This is a genomic window from Pseudomonas allii (assembly GCF_055380095.1).
The window spans coordinates 4,415,108-4,435,301 of record NZ_AP039450.1 but is presented as its reverse complement, the minus strand read 5'-3'; the positions used below and the strand labels follow the sequence as shown (position 1 = coordinate 4,435,301).

The window sequence follows — 20,194 nt, the reverse complement described above, 5'->3', positions numbered from 1 at the left end:
AGGAAGTAACTCATGGCTCGTGTAAAGCGTGGCGTCATTGCCCGTAAGCGTCACAAAAAAATTCTGAAACTTGCTAAAGGCTACTACGGCGCGCGTTCACGCGTATTCCGTGTTGCCAAGCAAGCGGTAATCAAGGCAGGCCAATACGCCTACCGTGACCGTCGTCAGAAAAAACGTCAGTTCCGCGCTCTGTGGATCGCTCGTATCAACGCTGGTGCACGTGTTAACGGTCTGTCCTACAGCCGTTTCATCGCCGGCCTGAAAAAAGCGTCCATCGAGATCGACCGTAAGGTTCTGGCTGATCTGGCAGTGAACGAAAAAGCGGCGTTTGCTGCGATTGTCGAGAAAGCTAAAGCCACCTTGGCTTAAGTACCCCCGACAGTCACCCTGGGTTACTCTGTAGCCCAAGGTGTTAAACGTCATAAATAGGGGAAGAGCCTTCAAGCTCTTCCCCTATTTTGTATCTGGAGTCTGTACATGGAAAACCTGGACGCGCTCGTCGCTCAAGCCCTCGAGGCTGTGCAAAGCGCTGAAGATGTAAATGCCCTGGAGCAAATCCGGGTTCACTACCTTGGCAAAAAGGGTGAATTGACTCAGGTGATGAAGACCCTGGGAAATTTGCCGGCTGAAGAGCGTCCGCAAGTCGGTGCGCTGATCAACGTCGCCAAGGAGCGTGTCACAGAGGTGCTCAATGCGCGCAAGGCGTCGCTCGAGGAGGCCGATCTTGCGGCCAAGCTCGCCGCCGAGTCCATTGATGTAACCCTGCCTGGCCGTGGTCAGGCCTCGGGCGGTCTGCATCCGATCACCCGGACTCTGGAACGTATCGAACAGTTCTTCACCCACATCGGCTACGGCATTGCCGAAGGCCCTGAGGTCGAAGACGACTATCACAACTTCGAGGCGCTCAACATCCCAGGCCACCACCCGGCCCGGTCGATGCACGACACCTTCTATTTCAACGCGAACATGCTGTTGCGCACCCATACCTCGCCGGTACAGGTCCGCACCATGGAAGCGAACAAGCCGCCGATCCGCATCGTCTGCCCAGGCCGTGTGTACCGCAGCGACTCCGATATCACCCACTCGCCGATGTTCCATCAGGTCGAAGGCCTGCTGGTTGATCGCGACATCAACTTCGCCGACCTCAAGGGCACCATCGAAGAATTCCTGCGGGTGTTCTTTGAGAAGGAGCTGGCGGTACGTTTCCGTCCATCGTTCTTCCCGTTCACCGAGCCGTCCGCTGAAGTTGATATGGAATGCGTGATGTGCAGCGGTAAAGGCTGCCGCGTCTGCAAACAGACCGGCTGGCTGGAAGTGATGGGCTGCGGCATGGTTCACCCCAACGTACTGCGCATGTCCGGCATCGATCCGGAAGAATTCTCGGGCTTTGCCTTCGGCATGGGCGTTGAGCGTCTGGCCATGCTGCGTTACGGCGTGAACGACTTGCGTCTGTTCTTCGACAACGACTTGCGGTTCCTCGCGCAATTTCGCTAAGTCGTAACGAATCTTTAGGAGAGCAGGATGAAATTCAGTGAACAATGGCTGCGTGGCTGGGTAAGCCCGCAGGTAGATCGCGACGAGCTGGTCGCTCGTTTGTCGATGGCCGGTCTTGAGGTCGATAGCGTTACGCCGGCCGCCGGTGTTTTCAGTGGCGTAGTGGTGGGTGAGGTGCTGAGCACCGAACAGCACCCGGATGCCGACAAGTTGCGTGTGTGCCAGGTCAGCAATGGCGCGGAAACCTTCCAGGTCGTGTGCGGAGCGCCTAACGTGCGTCCGGGCCTGAAGATCCCGTTCGCCATGATCGGTGCCGAGCTGCCGGGCGACTTCAAGATCAAGAAAGCCAAGCTGCGTGGCGTTGAGTCCAACGGCATGCTCTGTTCCCAGGCCGAGCTGCAGGTGGGTGAGGGCAACGATGGCCTGATGGAACTGCCGGCCGACGCGCCCGTGGGCCAGGACATCCGTGTTTACCTGGAGCTGGAAGACGCCAGCATCGAGGTCGACCTGACCCCGAACCGTGGCGACTGCCTGTCCCTGGCCGGCCTGGCACGTGAAGTGGGCGCGTTGTACAACGCCCCGGTCACGCGTCCGGTCGTTGCTGCGGTACCCGCTGTGCACGACGAAGTACGCCCGATCGACGTGCTGGCACCCAACGCCTGCCCGCGTTACCTGGGCCGGGTAATCCGCAACGTCGACCTGTCCAAGCCAACCCCGCTATGGATGGTTGAGCGCCTGCGCCGTGCTGACGTGCGCAGCATCGACGCTGCCGTCGACATCACCAACTACGTGATGCTGGAGCTGGGTCAACCGCTGCACGCGTTCGACCTTGCCGAAATCAACGGCGGCATCCGCGTGCGCATGGCGGAAGAAGGCGAGAAACTGGTGCTGCTCGATGGTCAGGAAGTCAGCCTGCGTGCCGATACCCTGGTCATCGCCGACCACTCCCGCGCCCTGGCGATTGCCGGGGTGATGGGTGGCGAGCACAGCGGCGTATCCGCGACCACTCGCGACGTATTCCTCGAAAGCGCATTCTTCGACCAGATCGCTATTGCCGGCAAGGCCCGTTCCTATGGCCTGCACACCGACGCCTCGCACCGCTATGAGCGCGGCGTGGACTGGAACCTCGCCCGTGAAGCCATGGAGCGCGCCACTGGCCTGCTGCTGGAAATCACCGGCGGCGAAGCCGGCCCGATCACCGAAACTGTCAACGAGCAGTTCTTGCCGTCGGTTGCGCCGATCACCCTGCGCGCCAAAAGCGTTGAGCAGATGCTTGGCCTGGTTATTGAGTCCGCTGAAATCGAGCAACTGTTGTCCGCCCTCGGCCTGCGTATTTCCGCAGGCGGGGAAGGGCAGTGGACCGTTGAAGTACCAAGCCATCGCTTCGATATCAGCCTGGAAGTCGACCTGATCGAAGAACTGGCTCGCCTCTACGGCTACAACCGCCTGCCGGTTCGTTACCCGCAAGCACGTCTGGCGCCGCAACCGAAGGCCGAGGCGCGTGCGCATTTGCCTGAGCTGCGCCGACTGCTGGTTGCCCGTGGCTACCAGGAAGCCGTGACCTATAGCTTCATCGATCCCAAGCAGTTCGAACTGTTCAACCCGGGCGTCGAGCCGCTGCTGTTGGCGAACCCGATCTCCAACGACATGGCAGCCATGCGTTCGTCCCTATGGCCAGGCTTGGTGAAAGCACTTTCCCATAACCTGAACCGTCAGCAAGACCGCGTACGCATGTTCGAAAGTGGCCTGCGCTTTGTGGGGCAACTGGATGGTTTGAAGCAAGAGCCGATGCTCGCTGGTGTTGTTTGCGGTAGCCGCCTGCCGGAAGGCTGGGCTCAGGGCCGCGATGCCGTCGACTTCTTTGACGTCAAGGCTGACGTGGAAGCGGTGCTGGGCTTTGCCGGTGCACTGGACGCGTTCACCTTCGTACCAGGCAGCCACCCGGCATTGCACCCAGGCCAAACTGCACGCATTGAGCGCGAAGGGCGTTTGGTGGGCTTCGTCGGTGCCCTTCACCCTGAACTGTCGAAAACTCTCGGTCTTGATCGTCCGGTGTTTGTGTTCGAACTGCTCCTGGCTGAAGTGGCTTCGGGCAAAATGCCTAAATTCAGCGAGCTGTCGCGCTTCCCTGAAGTGCGTCGTGACCTGGCGCTGATTGCCGACCGTGACGTGGCCGCCACTGCCGTTCTGGATGTAATCCGTGAAAATGCAGGGGAATGGCTGACAGACCTCAGGCTATTTGACGTCTATCAGGGTAAAGGTATTGATCCGCATAGAAAAAGCCTTGCAGTTGGCTTGACCTGGCAGCATCCATCGCGCACTCTTAATGATGATGAGGTGAATACCACGACACAAAATATCCTCACCTCGCTCGAACAAAGGTTGAACGCCACGTTAAGGAAGTGACGTATGGGGGCTTTGACGAAAGCTGAGATGGCGGAACGTCTGTACGAAGAGTTGGGTCTGAACAAGCGCGAGGCCAAGGAATTGGTCGAGCTGTTTTTTGAAGAGATCAGACACGCTCTGGAAGACAACGAACAGGTCAAATTGTCCGGTTTCGGCAATTTTGACCTGCGGGACAAACGCCAGCGGCCTGGCCGCAATCCAAAAACGGGAGAAGAAATCCCGATCACGGCTCGCCGTGTGGTCACCTTTCGTCCAGGGCAGAAGTTGAAGGCCCGAGTTGAGGCTTATGCTGGAACCAAGTCATAACGACGAGCTACCCGTCATCCCAGGCAAACGCTACTTCACCATCGGTGAAGTCAGCGAGCTCTGTGCGGTAAAACCACACGTGCTGCGCTATTGGGAGCAGGAATTTCCTCAACTCAACCCCGTCAAACGCACCGGGAACCGTCGGTATTATCAGCGCCAGGATGTGCTGATGATCCGACAGATCCGTGCGTTGCTCTACGACCAGGGGTTCACCATCAGCGGCGCGCGTCAGCGTATGTCCGGTGATGAAGCCAAAGACGACACCACCCAATACAAACAAATGATCCGCCAGATGATCGCCGAACTCGAAGATGTGCTGCTGGTGCTGAAAAAGTAAATCCGGCTTTTAAAATACTTCCACATTTCAAAAGCTTGCGGTATATTCCGGTTCGCTTCGTCAAGAAGCAAACCCAGTAACACGCCTAGTCGGGGCGTAGCGCAGTCCGGTAGCGCACTAGCATGGGGTGCTAGGGGTCGAGTGTTCGAATCACTCCGTCCCGACCATTATTCCTGAGTAAAATCAGACACTTGAGCCGATCAGATAGATCGGCTTTTTTGTGCGCGCGCAAAACTACCCGATGCACTCGAAGGCATGCAGGAGAAAGTCCCGCCATTCTTGCGTTGCGATTGCCTGGGCCAGTTGCATGCCCGACATGAGCGGATGGCTGCATGTCGTGCGGTAGTAGAGGGACGCTTGTTCAAACTGAGCGGCCATTTTGATACTTCCATCGCGCTCAGACGGCGTCACCCTAGCCAAGTGGGGCGTTTGTCAAAAATAAGCAGGTCGCAGCCAGGCGCAACCTCCCGTTACTTCCGCCCACAGAGGGTGCACTTCCTGCGCCATTTGGTAGCAGCTGCCTACTTAGGACGTTCGCGTTTGAGCCGAAATTCCCCTTCTATTTCATCCTAATCAATCAGTTGGCTCATCCCCCTATACTTGGCACACATCCTGCTTTTTCGTATCCATGGATAATTGGATACAAAAATTCAAAAGGTGCTGCCGATGCAATTTGCCCCCGCTTACGTTGACCGCCAGCCCCTCACCGCCGAGGAGGAGGCCTACAACTTCCTGCTCGATGCCATTTGCGGCGGTCGTTACCGCAAAGGCGACCGTCTGATTGCCGAGGACATCGCCAGCGAGATCGGCATGAGCCGCATGCCGGTACGCGAAGCTTTTCGCCGCTTGGACGCCCAGGGGCTGGTGACGTTGCGGCCCAATCGCGGTGCCATCGTCAGCGGCCTGGATATCGATGAACTGCACGAAGTGTTCGAAATGCGCAGCGCCCTCGAAGGCCTGGCGGTGCGCGTCGCGGTGGGGCGCATCGGCGAGCGCCAGTTGGCCGCGCTGGAGCGCTTGCTTGATGCGATGGACGACTACCGCGATGACAGTGCCGCCTGGGTCAGCCGCCACCGCGCTTTCCACGAATACCTGTGCAGCCTCAGTGGCCGCCCACGCCTGATGAAGCAGATTTCGGCACTGTACTCGCTGGTCGAAGCGCCGATGCGCCTGTGGTTGCAACACGGCGAAAAACCCCTCAGTGCCCGCCAGGAACACGCGGTGATCCTCGACGCGATCCGTGCCGGTGACGCCGCCCGCGTCGAAGCCGTGGTGCGCGAACACATCGAAGGCACCGTACCGGCGCTGATCCAGTTCCTGCAAACCGAACAACAACAATAAGAAACACCTGCTGTGTGTTGACGTTGAGTCCTGCCCCGTTAATCAACGAACTGGAGTGTCTGGTCATGCATAAACACCGCGCCTTGCTGATGGCTGTCTCCCTCGGCCTCTGTACCCAATGGGCCATTGCTGCGCCCCAGGTGCCGGAGCGCCTGAAGAACGTCGACAAACTCACCTACTGCTCGGGGATGGATTCACCGCCCCTGGTGTCCTTCGATGAAGCGCAGAAACCCCGCGGCCTCACCATCGACCTGGGCCTGGAGATCGCCAAGCGCCTGGGCGACAAAAAGGTGCAGTGGCGGGTGATTCCGTTCTCTGGCCTGGTGCCGGCGCTGCTCGCCCAGCAGTGCGACATGATCGTCGACCAACTGTTCGACAAACCCGAACGGCGCCAGGTGATCGACATCGTCAACTACATGTATTCCAGCCAGTCGGTGGTGGTGCCCAAGGGCAACCCCAAGGGCATCAAGAGCCTGGATGACCTGTCCGGGCACAAGGTCGCGGTGCTCAACGGCTCTACCATCAAGACCCTGCTGGACGCGCAGAACGACAGCCTGGCCAAGGCCGGCAAACCGCCGATGAAACTGGTGGTGTACAACACCGACACCGACGCCTTCCAGGCCCTGCGCATCAGCCAGGTCGACGCCTACGGCACCACCGTGGAAACCGCCGGCTATTACGCCGCCATGGCCCCGGACCTGTTCCAGGAAGGCGTGCCAGCGTTCAGCCGCATCCTCACCGGTTTGGGCATGCGCAAGGACGACCCGCAACTCACCGCCGCCGTGCAGCAGGTGATCAGCGACATGCGCAGCGACGGCAGCTACGTCCAGTTGCTGAACAAGTGGCATGTCAGCAGCGACACACTCGACTGAGGCACACCGGCGATGAATTTCAATTGGGATGTGTTCTGGCAGTACCTGTTGCAGCCGAGCGGGGTGTACCTCACCGGGCTGTGGCTGACCTGCCTGATCGCGGTGTCGGCAATGCTGCTGGGCTGCGTGCTGGGGTTGGCGGCGGCGCTGCTGCGCTTGTCGAAGAACCCGCTGTTGCACTTGCCGGTACGCTTTTATGTGTGGCTGATGCGCGGTACGCCACTGCTGGTGCAGATCGTATTCCTGTACACCGCGCTGGCGGCGGGCGGGATTTTCCGTTTCGAGGACATCGCGCTGTTCGGCCTGGTTATCCCCGGCAATATCCAGGCGGCGATCATTGCCCTGGGCTTGAACGAAGGCGCGTACATGGCCGAGATCATCCGCGCCGGCATCGGCGCGGTGGACAAGGGCCAATACGAAGCCGGGCGTTCCCTGGGCATGGGCTTTGCCAAGCTGATGCGGCGCATCGTGCTGCCCCAGGCGTTCCGCGTGATCGTGCCGCCGCTGGGCAATGAGTTCAACGTGATGCTCAAGAACACCACCCTGGTCAGCGTGATCGGCGTGCAGGAGTTGCTGCTCAGCACGCAGATGGTCACCTCGGCGACGTTCCGCGTGTTCGAGTTGTACCTGGTGGTCGCGATTTACTTTTTGATGCTTACCACGCTGTGGGGCTTTTTCCAGCGCTGGCTGGAGGCGCGCTTCGGCCAGTCCGACCGGCCATCCGCGCCGCCACCGGCGTCCAGTCGCATGTTCGGGCGCAGCACCTTGAAACTGCTGAGGGGACGATAACCATGGCGCACCAGAGTGAAGAACTGATCATCGAGGCGCTGGACATCCACAAGTCGTTCGGCACCCTGCAGATCCTCAAGGGCATCTCCCTGCAAGTGCGGCGCGGCGAAGTGGTGGTGCTGATCGGCGCCTCCGGCTCGGGCAAGACCACCTTTATCCGCTGCATCAACCTGCTGGAAGACATCCAGAGTGGGCGCATCCGCGTCAACGGTCGTGCCATGGGCTATCGCGAGCGCAGCGATGGCAGCCTGGTACGCGATTCGGAGCGCAACATCGCGCGCCAACGCCGCGACATCGGCATGGTGTTCCAGCGTTTCAACCTGTTCCCCCACATGACAGCGCTGGAAAACATCATCGAAGCGCCGATCCAGGTGCTCGGTACACCGCGCGCCGAGGCCTTGGAGCAAGCCCGAGGATTGCTGGCGCGGGTCGGCCTGGCGGACAAGGCCAGCCATTACCCGTCGATGCTCTCCGGCGGCCAGCAGCAGCGGGTGGCGATTGCCCGCGCCTTGGCGATGAAACCCCAGGCCATGCTGTTCGACGAACCTACCAGTGCCCTCGACCCAGAAACCGTCGGCGAGGTGCTGCAAGTGATGAAGGAGCTGGCCGAGGAGGGCATGACCATGGTGGTGGTCACCCACGAAATGGGCTTTGCCCGTGAAGTCGCCGACCGTGTGGTGGTGCTCGACCAGGGTGAACTCATCGAGCAAGGGCCGCCGGAACAGATCTTCAGCCACCCCAGCCATCCGCGGACCCGAGCGTTTCTCAGCCGTGTGTTATGACCCGAAACCTTGTGTGGAAGAGCCTTTGCCATGTTGAAATTTTCTGCTCACGAGTACCCCTATCCCTCGCAACGCCAAAGCGTATTTGCCCGTCGCGGCATGGTTGCGGCGTCCCAGCCCCTGGCGGCCCAGGCCGGTATCCAGATCATGCAACAGGGCGGTAACGCTATTGATGCGGCGATTGCCACGGCGGCCGCGCTGACGGTGGTGGAGCCCACCGGCTGTGGCTTGGGCGGCGATGCGTTCGCGCTGGTCTGGTGCAAGGGCCGGTTGCATGGCCTGAATGGCAACGGCCACGCGCCGGCGGCCTTGAGTATCGAGGCGGTCAAGGCGGCGGGGCACGACCGCATGCCGCTGTATGGCTGGACGCCAGTCACCGTGCCCGGTTGCCCCTCGGCCTGGGCCGAGTTGTCCGAGCGTTTTGGCAAGTTGCCGTTTGCCGAGTTGCTGCAACCGGCCATCAGCCTGGCGCGTGACGGCTTCCCGCTGTCGCCAGTGATCGCTCAGCTATGGCAGGCCGCGCTGGATGAATTCAGCCCCCATCGTGACCCGGCCCTGGACGCCTGGTTCGACACGTTCCTCATCGAAGGCCGCGCACCACGGGCGGGTGAGATATTCCGCAACCCGGCCCAGGCACGTACCTTGGAAGAACTCGCCGCTACCCGTTGCGAAAGCCTGTATCGCGGTGCCCTGGCCGAACGCCTGGACGCTCACGCCAAGGCCAGTGGTGGCTACCTGCGCGCCAGCGACCTCCAGGATTATCGCGCCCAATGGGTGGACCCGATCCACGTCAACTACCGGGGGGTGGACGTCTGGGAAATCCCGCCCAGCGGCCAGGGCCTGGTGGCGCTGATGGCGTTGAAAATCCTTGAAGGCTTCAGCTTCGATCACCGCGACAGCCAGCAGACCTGGCACCGCCAGTTGGAGGCGATGAAACTCGCCTACAGCGACGGCCTGCACTACATCACCGACCCGTTGCACATGCGCGTGGCCGTCGCCGACCTGCTCAGCGATGCCTACAGCACCCGCCGCCGTGGGCAGATCGGCGAACAGGCGCAGCCGCCCAAGCCCGGCGACCCCCATGCCAGCGGCACGGTGTACCTGGCCACGGCGGATGCCGAGGGCAATATGGTCTCGTTCATCCAGAGCAACTACCACGGCTTCGGCTCCGGCGTGGTGCTGCCCGACAGCGGCATCGCCCTGCAGAACCGTGGGCAGGAATTCAGCCTCGACCCAAGTCACGCCAACTGCCTGGCACCGGGCAAGAAAACCTTCCACACCATCATCCCCGGCTTCCTTACCCAGGACGGACAGGCCCTCGGGCCATTTGGCGTGATGGGCGGCTACATGCAGCCCCAGGGCCATGTGCAGATGGTGATGAACCTGGTGGACTTCGGCCTCAACCCGCAAGCGGCCCTGGACGCGCCGCGCTGGCAATGGCTGGGCGACATGAAGGTCGGCATCGAACAGGGTGCTTCCCGGGACTTGGCCAATGCCCTGGCGCGGCGCGGGCATCAGGTGCAGATCGCCAGCGACCTCACCGACTACGGGCGTGGCCAGATCATCCTGCGGGATCCGGTCAGTGGTGTATTGTGCGGCGGAACGGAGCCAAGGACGGATTCAACGATCGCAGTGTGGTAAGCGAAAAAAATTGGCTGAAGCCTGTCCCTTTTTTTCATCTCGCCTGTCATTCCAGGCAAGTGAACAATATCGAGAGCTTCCGCCAATGCCCGCAGTCCGCCCCTTGCTCAAACTGAGCCTGATGCTGAGCCTCAGCGCCAGCCCGTTTTTCGCCGCCGTCAGCTACGCCGAAGACACCGCCGCCCGCCGCAGCTACCAAGTGCCGGCCGGCAGCCTGAGTGCGGCGCTGACGCGTTTTGCCGGGCTGTCGGGGGTCAACCTGTCGGTGGACCCAGCGCTGGTCAGTGGGCGCAGCAGCAGTGGCCTGTCCGGCGAATACGGCGTGGAGGAGGGCTTTGCCCGCCTGCTGCAAGGCTCTGGCCTGCAACTGCAAGCCATGGGCGAGCAGGCCTACATGCTGGTGCCGGTGCCGGAGGGCAGCAGCCTGGAGTTGGCGCCCACGTCGATCCTCGGCACCACCGGCCTGTACGACGGCGACACCTACGCCGGTGGCCAGGTGGCGCGCCGCACGGCGCAGGGCATGCTCGGCACGCGGGACTTCATGGAGACCCCGTTCAGCATCACCACCTACACCCAGGAAGCCGTGAAGAACCAGCAGGCGCGCACCCTCGGCGACCTGATCGCCGCCGACCCCTCGGTGCGCGCCACCAACCCGGCCGGTGGGCGCTACGAGCAATTCACCATTCGCGGGTTCAGCCTGTTCAACAGCGATGTGGCCTACAACGGCCTGTATGGCGTGCTGCCGACGTACACCATCGACATGGAAATGGCCGACCGCGTCGACATCCTCAAAGGCCCGAGCCAGTTGATCAACGGCATCTCGCCGCGCGGCAGCGTGGGCGGCGGGATCAACGTGGTGCCCAAGCGCGCCACCGACAAGGACATCAACTCGTTTACCGGCAACTGGGCGTCCGACAGCCAGGCCGGCGGCGCGGTCGACATTGGCCGACGCTTTGGCGAGGACAACCAGTACGGCATTCGCTTCAACGGCGTGAAGCAGTCCGGCGACACTGCCTGGGACCATCAGAGCGTCGACCGCGAAATGGCCGTGCTGGGCCTGGATTTTCGCGGCGAGCGCCTGCGCCTTTCCACCGATATCGGCCACACCGAGCGCGACACCGATGCCCCCCAGGAGCGTGTGCAGGTGGCGGCCGCTGCGCCGGTGCCGAGTGCCAACGATGTGCGCCGCAACTATGCGCAGTCGTGGAGCAAGGCGCGCACCAATGACACGTTCGGTACGGTCAACGCCGAGTACGACCTCAGTGACAACGTGATGCTCTACGGTGGCGTGGGCGCGCGCAAAAGCAACCACGACTTCCTGCGCCACGCGGTTTCGGTGACCAATGCGGCCGGCGATTTCAGCGTGCAGCCACGGGACTTCACCCGCGATGAAAACGTGCGCACCTACACCGCCGGCGTGCGCAACTGGTTCCACACCGGGCCGGTGAGCCATGAGGTCAACCTGGCCGCCAGCTACTTCGACATGGACTTCACCAACGGCGGTGCGCGTTATACAGCGCCGTCGAGCAATCTCTACAATCCGGTGCAGTCGCAGACGCCGTCACGGCCGACGCGCTTCGATCCCAAGGTCTACACCGAAAACAAATTCAGCGGCGTGGCCTTGTCCGACACCCTGGGCTTTTTCGACGACCGCCTGTTGCTCACCCTCGGTGCGCGCTGGCAGCGGGTCAAGGTGACTGACTGGAGCGACGGGATCAAAGGCGACACCGCCTATGACGAAGAAAAGGTGTCGCCGTCGGGCGGCATCCTGTTCAAGGCCACCGACAAGTTGTCGCTGTACGCCAACTATATGGAAGGCCTGAGCCAGGGCAAGATCGCGCCGTCGACGTCGAGAAACGAAGACGAGATCTTCCCGCCGTTCATCAGCCGCCAGGTGGAAGTGGGCGCCAAGTACGATGCCGGTGCCTTCGCGGTGACCGCCGCCGTGTTTCGCATCAAGCAGCCTGCCTATGAAACCAATGCGACCACGCGGCTGTTTGGGCCCAATGGCAAGCGTGAGAACTCCGGCGTGGAGTTGAGCGTGTTCGGCGAGCCGCTCAAGGGCTTCCGCCTGCTGGGTGGGGTGATGTACATCGACAGCAAGCTCAAAGACACCACCAATGGCACCTGGGACGGCAACCGTGCGCCGGCTACGCCCAAGTACAACGTCAACCTCGGCGCCGAATGGGACGTGCCGGGCCTGGAAGGCCTGACGTTGACCAGCCGTGGCATCTACTCCAGCTCGCAGTACCTGGACCAGTCCAATGTCAAGGAAATCGACGCCTGGAACCGTCTCGACGTCGGCGCGCGCTATGGCTTCAAGGTGGACGACAAGCACATCACCCTGCGGGCGAATGTGGAGAACGTCGCCGATAAACGCTACTGGAGCTCGGCCGGTGCATCGGATGACAGCGAGCCGGGGCTGACCCTGTCGACGCCGCGCACCTACCTGCTGTCGGCCACCGTCGACTTCTGACACCGGGCTTATTGTGGTGAGCGGGCTTCCTGTGGTGAGCGGGCTTGCCCCGCGTTGGGTGGCGAAGCCGCCCCAAAACCTGGCACCGCGTTCTACCTGGCACGATGTGGTGTTCTTGTTGGGGCTGCTGCGCAGCCCAGCGCGGGGCAAGCCCGCTCACCACAGAAGCCCGCTCACCACACAAACCAGTCACCACACTAGCCAGCCCCCCAGGAAGCCAGCATCCACAGCGCCGAGCAGGTTATAAATGAGAATGTTTTTTGATCACGCCGCGCCGATATGGAATAGTACCCGCCGTTTTCCCCGGCCTGTCTAGCCGGGGTGTGTTAACGCCGAGGTCCTTGTCATGCGAATGCTGCGTTCCATCCCCACCCTGGCCGCCTGTGTGCTGGCGTTCTCGTCCAGCCTGCTGAGCGCCGCCCCCATCGACCTCAACGACGGCCAGCACGCCGTGCATCTGCCCGATGCCCCCAAGCGCGTGGTGGTGCTGGAGTTCTCCTTTCTCGACAGCCTGGCCGCCGTTGACGTCACCCCGGTCGGCGCCGCCGATGATGGCGATGCCAACCGCGTGTTGCCCCGCGTACGCCAGGCCATCGGCCAGTGGCAGTCGGTGGGCCTGCGCTCGCAGCCGAGCATCGAGGAAATCGCCCGGCTCAAGCCCGACCTGATCGTGGCTGACCTCAATCGCCATCAGGCGCTGTACAGCGACCTGGCGAGCATCGCGCCGACCTTGCTGTTGCCGTCCCGTGGCGAGGATTACCAGGGCAGCCTCAAATCCGCCGAGCTGATCGGCAAGGCCCTCGGCAAGAGTGCGCAGATGGAGGCGCGCATCCAGAAGAACCGTGAAAACCTCAAGGCCATTGCGCAACAGATCCCGGCCGGCGCCAGCGTGTTGTTTGGTGTGGCGCGTGAGGACAGCTTCTCCGTGCATGGCCCGGACTCCTACGCCGGCAGCGTGCTTGCGGCCATCGGCCTGAAAGTCCCAGCGGTACGCGCCAATGCCGCGCCCACCGAGTTCGTCAGCCTGGAACAGTTGCTGGCCCTCGATCCGGGCTGGTTGCTGGTGGGTCATTACCGTCGCCCCAGCATCGTCGACAGCTGGAGCAAGCAGCCGTTGTGGCAAGTGCTCGGCGCCGTGCGCAATAAGCACGTGGCCGAAGTGGATGGCGACAGCTGGGCGCGCAACCGTGGTGTGCTGGCGTCGGAGCAGATCGCCGAGGACGCGTTGGCGATTCTTAAAGGCGGCAAAGCCGTATTGAGCCAATAACCGTGCAACGCCGTTTCGCCGCCATTGGCATTCTGCTGTTGGGTGCCGGGTTGTTCTGGCTGTCGCTGTACAGCTGGTCGCCATTCACCCTGACAGCGACGGATGCGTGGAATGGCCTGGTTCACCAGGGCCGCGTCGGCGGCAACATGGCCTATATCGTCGCCCAGTTGCGTGTGCCACGGGCCGTGTGTGCCGCGTTGGTCGGTGCCTGCCTGGGCCTCGCGGGGGCGCTGATGCAGGGCATTACGCGCAACCGTCTGGCCTCGCCGTCGCTGTTTGGCGTGACGGCGGGCGCCGCGCTGGGACTGGCCCTGTTTTCCACCGGCCTGGTCGCGCCGCCCTTTGCCGGCGGTGCGCTGTTGATGACCTGCCTGGGCGGCGCGCTGGCCTGGATCACCGTGTTCAGCCTCGGCGGTGCCTGGTCGCCGACCACGGCCCAGGGCCGTCTGGTTTTGGCTGGCGTGGCCGTGGCGGCGTTGTGCGCCGCGTTGACCCGGCTCACAGTGATCCTGGTCGAGGCCCAGGCGCAAAGCGTGCTCAACTGGCTGGCCGGTTCACTGGCCAATGTCGGCGCTGCGCAGGTGCAGTTGCTCTGGCCGTGCACCTTGATCGGCGGCCTGTGGGCACTCTGGTGTGCGCCGCGCCTTAACCTGATCAACCTTGGCGAAGACGCCGCACGCTCACTGGGCGTCGGCATCGCCAGCCTGCGTCTGCAGGTGTTTGTCGCCAGTTTGCTGCTGGTGGGCGCCAGCGTGTGTGCGGTGGGGCCCATCGGGTTTGTCGGGCTGATCGCGCCGAATATCCTTCGCCAGTTCCTGGGCAATGACTACCGCTGGCTGATCCCGCTGAGCGCCGCATTGGGCGCGGTGATCGTGCTGGGGGCCGACCTGCTCAGCCGCGCCGTGGCCTTCCCGGTGGAAACGCCGGCGGGGGTGGTTACCGCGCTGATCGGCGCACCGTTTTTCCTCTTTCTTGCCAGGCGCGCCCTATGATCCGCCCACGACTGCGCCTGTGGCTGCTGCTCGGCCTGTTGCTGCTGGCAACCGGGGTCAGCCTCAGCGCCGGCACCCTGTGGCTCACGCCGCACACCGTTCTGGAACGCCTGCTGGCCCACGACGCCCTCGACTTCGAAGTGTGGAACCACCGCCTGCCACGCAGCCTCATCGCGATCCTCGCCGGTGCGGCCTTCGGCCTGGCCGGGGCGATTGTGCAAGGCGTGATCCGCAACCCGCTGGCCTCGCCGGAGATCCTCGGCGTGACCCAAGGCGCCGGGTTGGCGCTGACCGTGGCGATCATTGGCTGGCCACACCTGCCGATTGCCTGGCTGCCGCTGGTGGCTTGCCTGGGCGGGGCCGGCGGCGCGTTGTTGCTGGCGTTGTACAACACCGGTGTGAGTTTTTCCGGGGTGCGCTTTGCGTTGTCCGGGGTGGCGATTGCGGTGACCTTGTCCAGTGTCACCGAGTTTCTGATCCTCTCTCACCCCTTGGATATCAACACCGCGCTGCTTGCGCTGACCGGCAGCCTGTGGAGTCGCAACTGGCACCATGTGGCGCTGGTTTTGCCGTTCCTCGTATTGATCCCCGTGGGCCTGTGCCTGGCCAAGCCGCTCAACCTGATCGCCTTGGGCGATGAGGCGGCCCACAGCCTGGGCACCGCGCTGAGCCGTACGCGTTGGTCGGCGATGGCCTGCGCGGTGTTGCTCACCAGCCTGGGCGTGGGAGTGATCGGTCCGATTGGCTTTATCGGCCTGGTCGCGTCGCACATGGCGCGCCGGCTGGTGGGCGGGCATCACCAGTACCTGCTGCCGGCGGCGATGCTGATCGGTGCGTTGCTGCTGGTGCTCGCCGATACGCTGGGGCGCACGCTGATCGCGCCCAGCGAAATCCCCGCCGGGGTGCTTACGGCGGTGATCGGCGCACCGTATTTTCTTTGGTTGCTGGCACGGTTCAAGGGTTGATGACATGAGTATTATCCAGGCGCGCGAGCTGGACATCGGCTACGGCGCCACGCGCATCGTGCAGGGTCTGTCCTTTGCACCGCCCGCCGGCAAGGTCACCGCGTTGATCGGCCCCAATGGCTGCGGCAAGTCCACCTTGCTCAAGGCCTTCGCGCGCATCCTCAAGCCTAGCCAGGGCGAGTTGACCCTGGATGGCCAGGCCTATGCCAGCCTGTCTGCCCGCCAGTTGGCACGGCACATCGCATTCTTGCCGCAAGTGTTGCCGGTGCCGGAAGGCGTCAGCGTGCGCCAGTTGGTTGCCTATGGCCGCAGCCCGCATAACTCGCTGTGGGGGCGCTTGAGCGGCAGTGATCAGACTCACGTAAGCCAGGCCATGCAGCGCCTGGAACTGGACGTGTTGGCTGATCGCGACCTGGCGGACTTGTCCGGCGGCCAGCGCCAGCGTGCCTGGCTGGCGATGGTGTTGGCGCAGAATGCGCCGGTGGTGTTGCTTGACGAACCTACCACTTATCTCGACATCAGCCATCAGGTCGAGTTGCTCGACCTGATGGGCGAACTGGCTGCCGAGGGCAAGACCGTGATCACTGTGCTGCATGACATCAACCAGGCTTGCCGGTATGCCGATCACTTGGCGGTGATGCACGGCGGCAAACTGGTCGTCGATGGCGCGCCGGGGGAGGTGGTCAGTGCAGAGCTGATGCGGCGGGTGTTTGAGGTGCAGGTGCGGGTGATGCAAGAGCCGGTCGCTGGGACGCCGATGTGTCTGGTTGAAAAAAGCACACGGGCCGTGGGTTGATTGGGTTGAATGTGTGTTGGGGCATCAGACTGAGTACATATCCATTGCTGCGGTAACGGCGGCTATAGGTTCCGCCCTTACGGCGGCTCACTTTTGAAAAGCGCAAAAGTAAGCAAAACGCTCTTGCCCCAACACTCGGCACCTCGCCTAGGCTCGGTGTGCCCGTAATTCGACAGTGATTTGGGGGGCCGCCGCCACGCGCCATCCATGGCGCGGGGCGGCTAAACCGGCATCCCTGCCGGTTTACCCCCCAAATCCCTGCCGAATTCCGGCCAGCGTGTTTAACGGGGCGCCTCAGATCAAGATCAAGAGCGACTCGCTTCGCATCGTGGGTACGGTTTTTGTTCTGTGTACCCCCCCTGCTTTGGTGAGCGGGCTGCTGTGGCTTGCGGGCTTGTTGTGGCTTGCGGGCCTGCTGTGGCGAGCGGGCTTGCCCCGCGTTGGGCTGCGAAGCAGCCCCCAAACCACTCACGCAGGCATGCCAACGCACTCCCACATTTCAACGCTCGATAATCCTGGTGAACGGCCACTCGAAAGTGCGAGTGTGCTCCGCATCGAAGGTGAAGTAAGCCCTGTGAGTTTATTAGGCTGCCGTTTAATTGCGTGAAAGCACATAAGTGGCTAATTGCAACTAGCGAAGTAGTGGCTATTAGCTGCTAAGGCTCTGTCACGGGGTTCTCGGTCATTGTGTCTATTTTATTCCCCCTCTTCAGGAACTAGCGCTATAACTTCCAGTCGATAACCCCGGCTTACTCTGGCTTGGGTTATGGCTAACTAATGGCATCTTCCAGTAGTTCCAAATAGCCATACTTTCTCGTAATACTAGATACCTGAACATTATGTCGTCAGCGCCTATCGATGCCTGCCAGATGCAGATCCCGCACACCGACCAGGTGTGTGCGTGGCTGATGCAGCATGCCGGGCTGAAAACGGTGGACCTGGAGCGCGCCCGGCGCTTGCCGTCGGATGACCTGCTAAGCCTGCTGACCCGCCTGGGCCTGGTTTCCGATATCGAATTGGCCCGCGCCTGGGCGGCGTTGCTCGGTGCGCCGCTGTTGCTGGCCGACGCTGCGCCGCCGTTGCTCGATCCTTTGCCCGCCCTGACTGAGCGCTTTATGCGTCACTATCAAGTCGTGCCCATGGGCTGGACCCAGGGTGGCCTGCGCGTGCTGGCTGCCAACCCGGCGCAATGCTATCCGTTCCAGGCCCTGGCCTATGCGTGCCAGGTGCCGGTGTGGCTGGCGATCGGCCCGCGCACTGAGGTCGACACGCTGATCGAGCGTTACTACGGCCAGGGCCGTTCGGCCATGGGCACGCTGATCGAAAACCTTGATGAGCAGGGCGGTGCCCTGGACGATATCGAACACCTCAAGGACCTGGCCTCCGAAGCGCCGGTGATCCGCCTGGTCAACCTGATCCTGCAACGCGCGGTGGAGCAACGCGCTTCGGACATCCACATCGAACCCTTCGAACACCAGCTCAAGGTGCGCTACCGCATCGACGGTGTGCTGCATGACGCCGAAGCGCCGCCGGCCAGTTCCTCGGCGGCGGTGATTTCGCGGGTGAAGATCATGGCGCGGCTGGACATCGCCGAGCGTCGGTTGCCGCAGGATGGGCGCATCATGCTGCGTATCCAGGGCAAGGAGTTGGACCTGCGGGTGTCCACGGTGCCCACCAGTTTCGGCGAGTCGGTGGTGCTGCGCCTGCTGGACCGGCAAACCGTGCAGTTCGACTTTCCCAGCCTGGGCTTCGACGGCCAGCGTCTGGCCGCCTTCCTCGACCTGCTGGCGCGGCCCCATGGCATCCTGCTGGTGACCGGGCCCACCGGCTCCGGCAAGACCACCACGCTCTACACCGCGATGTCGCGGCTCAACACCGCCGAGCGCAAGATCATCACCGTGGAAGACCCGGTGGAGTACCAGCTCGAAGGCATCAACCAGATCCAGGTCAAGCCCGCCATCGGCCTGGACTTCGCCGGGGCATTGCGCTCCATCGTGCGCCAGGACCCGGACGTGATCATGATCGGCGAGATCCGCGACCTGGAAACCTGCCGCATCGCCATCCAATCCTCCCTCACCGGGCACCTGGTGCTTTCCACCCTGCACACCAACAGCGCCGCCGCCAGCATCACGCGGCTGCTGGACATGGGCGTGGAAAGCTACCTGATCGCCTCGACCGTCAGCGGCATCCTCGCCCAGCGCCTGGTGCGGCGCCTGGACCCGGCCACGCGTGTCGCTTTCGAAGCGCCGCCCGAACTGATCGCCGAACACGGCCTGGACCGCCTTACCGAACAACGCCCGATCCTGCTCTATCGCGGGGACTATCACGGCCGCAGCGCCCTCACCGAACTGCTGGTGATGAACGACGAACTGCGCAGCCTGCTGATGCGCCACACCGATGCCTCGACCCTGGAGCAGGCCGCGCGCCGCGCCGGTTTGCGCACCTTGTATGAAGAAGGCTTGCGCCAGGCACTGGCGGGGATTACTTCGCTGGAAGAAGTGCTGCGCGTGACCCGTGGAGAGGACGCGTGAGCCTGTTCAGCTACCGTGCCCTGGACAGCCAGGGCGCGCCGCAGAACGGTACGCTGGAGGCCACCGATCAAACCGCTGCGGTGGCGGCCCTGCACAAGCGCGGCTGGCTGCTGTTGCACATCGAACCGGCCGGCGGTCCCGGCCTGCGCAGGGCACGCGGGCAGTTGAAGGGCCAGGCGTTGGTGAGTTTTACCCAGCAATTGGCGACGCTGCTGGGGGCGGGCCAGCCGCTTGAGCGCTCGTTGAGCCTGCTACTCAAGCAGCCCGGCCCACCCCAGGTACGTGCGCTGATCGAGCGCCTGCGCGACCGCGTCAAGGCCGGCAAGCCGTTGTCCGCCGCGCTGGAAGAAGAGGGTGCGGCGTTCTCGCCGTTGTACCTGAGCATGGTGCGGGCCGGTGAGGCCGGTGGCGCGCTGGAAGGGACGTTGCGCCAACTCAGTGATTACCTGGAACGCAGCCAATTGCTGCGTGGCGAAGTGATCAATGCACTGATCTATCCGGCGTTCCTGGTGGTGGGCGTGCTGGGTTCCCTGGCGTTGCTGCTGGCGTATGTGGTGCCGCAGTTCGTGCCGATCTTCCAGGACCTGGGCGTGCCGATTCCACTGATCACCGAGGTGATCCTGGCCCTCGGGACATTTCTCGGCGCCTATGGCCTGGCGCTGTTGGCCGGGTTGAGCGTGATCGTTTGGTTGGGGGCCGCACGCCTGCGCGCCCCGCTGTTTCGCGAGCGCTACGACCGGCGTCTGCTCGGTATTCGTGTGGTCGGCCCGTTGCTGCAACGGGTCGAAGCGGCACGCCTGGCACGCACCCTCGGCACGCTACTGAGCAACGGCGTGGCGTTGCTGCAAGCCTTGGTGATTGCGCGGCAAGTCTGTACCAACCACGCGTTGCAGGCCCAGGTCGGGCGTGCGGCGGAATCGGTAAAAGCCGGCGGCACCCTTGCCAGCGCATTCGGCAGCCAGCCGCTGCTGCCCGAGCTGGCCCTGCAAATGATTGAAGTCGGCGAACAGGCCGGCGAACTCGACGGCATGTTGCTCAAGGTCGCCGACATCTTCGACGTCGAAGCCAAGCGCGGTATCGACCGCCTGCTGGCCGCGCTGGTGCCGTCCCTGACCCTGGTCATGGCGGTGCTGGTGGCGGTGATCATGCTGGCGATCATGCTGCCGCTGATGAGCCTGACCAGCAATCTATAAAGGAGC

General features: G+C 62.8%; 17 protein-coding genes and 1 tRNA gene. All 18 read left to right on the top strand.

The genetic code is table 11. From position 1 onward, the window contains the following. Positions 1-12: 12 nt before the first annotated feature. Complete coding sequence (rplT, locus tag ACZ445_RS20145) at positions 13-369, top strand: 50S ribosomal protein L20 (protein ID WP_002553161.1); 357 nt, start codon at positions 13-15, stop codon at positions 367-369. A gap of 108 nt (positions 370-477) precedes the next feature. Beyond that, on the top strand, positions 478-1,494 hold the full coding sequence (gene pheS, locus ACZ445_RS20140; RefSeq protein WP_003192486.1) for a phenylalanine--tRNA ligase subunit alpha: 1,017 nt from the start codon (positions 478-480) through the stop codon (positions 1,492-1,494). A gap of 27 nt (positions 1,495-1,521) precedes the next feature. Continuing rightward, complete coding sequence (pheT, locus tag ACZ445_RS20135) at positions 1,522-3,900, top strand: phenylalanine--tRNA ligase subunit beta (protein ID WP_058426252.1); 2,379 nt, start codon at positions 1,522-1,524, stop codon at positions 3,898-3,900. Positions 3,901-3,903: 3 nt separating this feature from the next. Next, entirely contained in the window at positions 3,904-4,206 is a 303-nt protein-coding gene (gene ihfA, locus ACZ445_RS20130; protein ID WP_002553164.1) for an integration host factor subunit alpha, read from the top strand. Next, entirely contained in the window at positions 4,187-4,543 is a 357-nt protein-coding gene (locus tag ACZ445_RS20125) for a MerR family transcriptional regulator (protein ID WP_310864203.1), read from the top strand. Before ihfA ends, ACZ445_RS20125 begins: the two co-directional genes overlap by 20 nt. A gap of 90 nt (positions 4,544-4,633) precedes the next feature. Continuing rightward, positions 4,634-4,710: transfer RNA gene (locus tag ACZ445_RS20120), tRNA-Pro, on the top strand. 499 nt (positions 4,711-5,209) lie between these two features. Next, positions 5,210-5,884: a GntR family transcriptional regulator gene (locus ACZ445_RS20115; protein ID WP_179029780.1), complete on the top strand. Its 675-nt coding sequence runs from the start codon at positions 5,210-5,212 to the stop codon at positions 5,882-5,884. A 65-nt stretch (positions 5,885-5,949) separates the two neighbouring features. Continuing rightward, the gene (locus ACZ445_RS20110; protein WP_179029779.1) at positions 5,950-6,756 is read left to right on the top strand and encodes an ABC transporter substrate-binding protein; all 807 of its coding nucleotides are present in this window, start codon (positions 5,950-5,952) and stop codon (positions 6,754-6,756) included. Between the two features lie 12 nt (positions 6,757-6,768). After that, on the top strand, positions 6,769-7,545 hold the full coding sequence (locus ACZ445_RS20105; protein WP_058426249.1) for an amino acid ABC transporter permease: 777 nt from the start codon (positions 6,769-6,771) through the stop codon (positions 7,543-7,545). A gap of 2 nt (positions 7,546-7,547) precedes the next feature. Beyond that, positions 7,548-8,327, top strand: coding sequence for an amino acid ABC transporter ATP-binding protein (locus ACZ445_RS20100; RefSeq protein WP_310864204.1), 780 nt, complete (start codon positions 7,548-7,550; stop codon positions 8,325-8,327). A gap of 30 nt (positions 8,328-8,357) precedes the next feature. Further along, positions 8,358-9,968, top strand: a complete 1,611-nt coding sequence (locus ACZ445_RS20095) for a gamma-glutamyltransferase family protein (protein ID WP_179040597.1) — start codon at positions 8,358-8,360, stop codon at positions 9,966-9,968. An 85-nt stretch (positions 9,969-10,053) separates the two neighbouring features. Continuing rightward, complete coding sequence (locus tag ACZ445_RS20090) at positions 10,054-12,444, top strand: TonB-dependent receptor (RefSeq protein WP_310864205.1); 2,391 nt, start codon at positions 10,054-10,056, stop codon at positions 12,442-12,444. Positions 12,445-12,796: 352 nt separating this feature from the next. Beyond that, positions 12,797-13,711: a Fe(3+) dicitrate ABC transporter substrate-binding protein FecB gene (locus ACZ445_RS20085; protein ID WP_375166150.1), complete on the top strand. Its 915-nt coding sequence runs from the start codon at positions 12,797-12,799 to the stop codon at positions 13,709-13,711. Between the two features lie 2 nt (positions 13,712-13,713). Beyond that, positions 13,714-14,703 carry an iron-dicitrate ABC transporter permease FecC gene (fecC, locus tag ACZ445_RS20080; protein ID WP_464704069.1) on the top strand — a complete coding sequence of 330 codons (990 nt, stop codon included), beginning with the start codon at positions 13,714-13,716 and terminating at the stop codon, positions 14,701-14,703. Continuing rightward, positions 14,700-15,668: an iron chelate uptake ABC transporter family permease subunit gene (locus ACZ445_RS20075; protein WP_058426243.1), complete on the top strand. Its 969-nt coding sequence runs from the start codon at positions 14,700-14,702 to the stop codon at positions 15,666-15,668. Before fecC ends, ACZ445_RS20075 begins: the two co-directional genes overlap by 4 nt. 4 nt (positions 15,669-15,672) lie before the next feature. After that, positions 15,673-16,464, top strand: a complete 792-nt coding sequence (gene fecE, locus ACZ445_RS20070; protein ID WP_464707502.1) for a Fe(3+) dicitrate ABC transporter ATP-binding protein FecE — start codon at positions 15,673-15,675, stop codon at positions 16,462-16,464. An 839-nt stretch (positions 16,465-17,303) separates the two neighbouring features. Next, a complete protein-coding gene (gspE, locus tag ACZ445_RS20065; RefSeq protein ID WP_464707501.1) occupies positions 17,304-18,995 on the top strand; it encodes a type II secretion system ATPase GspE in 1,692 nt (563 codons plus the stop codon). Further along, positions 18,992-20,188 (top strand): type II secretion system inner membrane protein GspF, encoded by a 1,197-nt coding sequence (gene gspF, locus ACZ445_RS20060; protein ID WP_464707499.1) that lies wholly within the window; start codon positions 18,992-18,994, stop codon positions 20,186-20,188. Before gspE ends, gspF begins: the two co-directional genes overlap by 4 nt. Positions 20,189-20,194 lie beyond the last annotated feature (6 nt).

Coding starts and splice junctions, on each gene's coding strand:
- rplT (WP_002553161.1), top strand. CDS start 13: ATGGCTCGTGTAAAGCGTGGCGTCATTGCCCGTAAGCGTCACAAAAAA.
- pheS (WP_003192486.1), top strand. CDS start 478: ATGGAAAACCTGGACGCGCTCGTCGCTCAAGCCCTCGAGGCTGTGCAA.
- pheT (WP_058426252.1), top strand. CDS start 1,522: ATGAAATTCAGTGAACAATGGCTGCGTGGCTGGGTAAGCCCGCAGGTA.
- ihfA (WP_002553164.1), top strand. CDS start 3,904: ATGGGGGCTTTGACGAAAGCTGAGATGGCGGAACGTCTGTACGAAGAG.
- ACZ445_RS20125 (WP_310864203.1), top strand. CDS start 4,187: ATGCTGGAACCAAGTCATAACGACGAGCTACCCGTCATCCCAGGCAAA.
- ACZ445_RS20115 (WP_179029780.1), top strand. CDS start 5,210: ATGCAATTTGCCCCCGCTTACGTTGACCGCCAGCCCCTCACCGCCGAG.
- ACZ445_RS20110 (WP_179029779.1), top strand. CDS start 5,950: ATGCATAAACACCGCGCCTTGCTGATGGCTGTCTCCCTCGGCCTCTGT.
- ACZ445_RS20105 (WP_058426249.1), top strand. CDS start 6,769: ATGAATTTCAATTGGGATGTGTTCTGGCAGTACCTGTTGCAGCCGAGC.
- ACZ445_RS20100 (WP_310864204.1), top strand. CDS start 7,548: ATGGCGCACCAGAGTGAAGAACTGATCATCGAGGCGCTGGACATCCAC.
- ACZ445_RS20095 (WP_179040597.1), top strand. CDS start 8,358: ATGTTGAAATTTTCTGCTCACGAGTACCCCTATCCCTCGCAACGCCAA.
- ACZ445_RS20090 (WP_310864205.1), top strand. CDS start 10,054: ATGCCCGCAGTCCGCCCCTTGCTCAAACTGAGCCTGATGCTGAGCCTC.
- ACZ445_RS20085 (WP_375166150.1), top strand. CDS start 12,797: ATGCTGCGTTCCATCCCCACCCTGGCCGCCTGTGTGCTGGCGTTCTCG.
- ACZ445_RS20075 (WP_058426243.1), top strand. CDS start 14,700: ATGATCCGCCCACGACTGCGCCTGTGGCTGCTGCTCGGCCTGTTGCTG.
- fecE (WP_464707502.1), top strand. CDS start 15,673: ATGAGTATTATCCAGGCGCGCGAGCTGGACATCGGCTACGGCGCCACG.
- gspE (WP_464707501.1), top strand. CDS start 17,304: ATGTCGTCAGCGCCTATCGATGCCTGCCAGATGCAGATCCCGCACACC.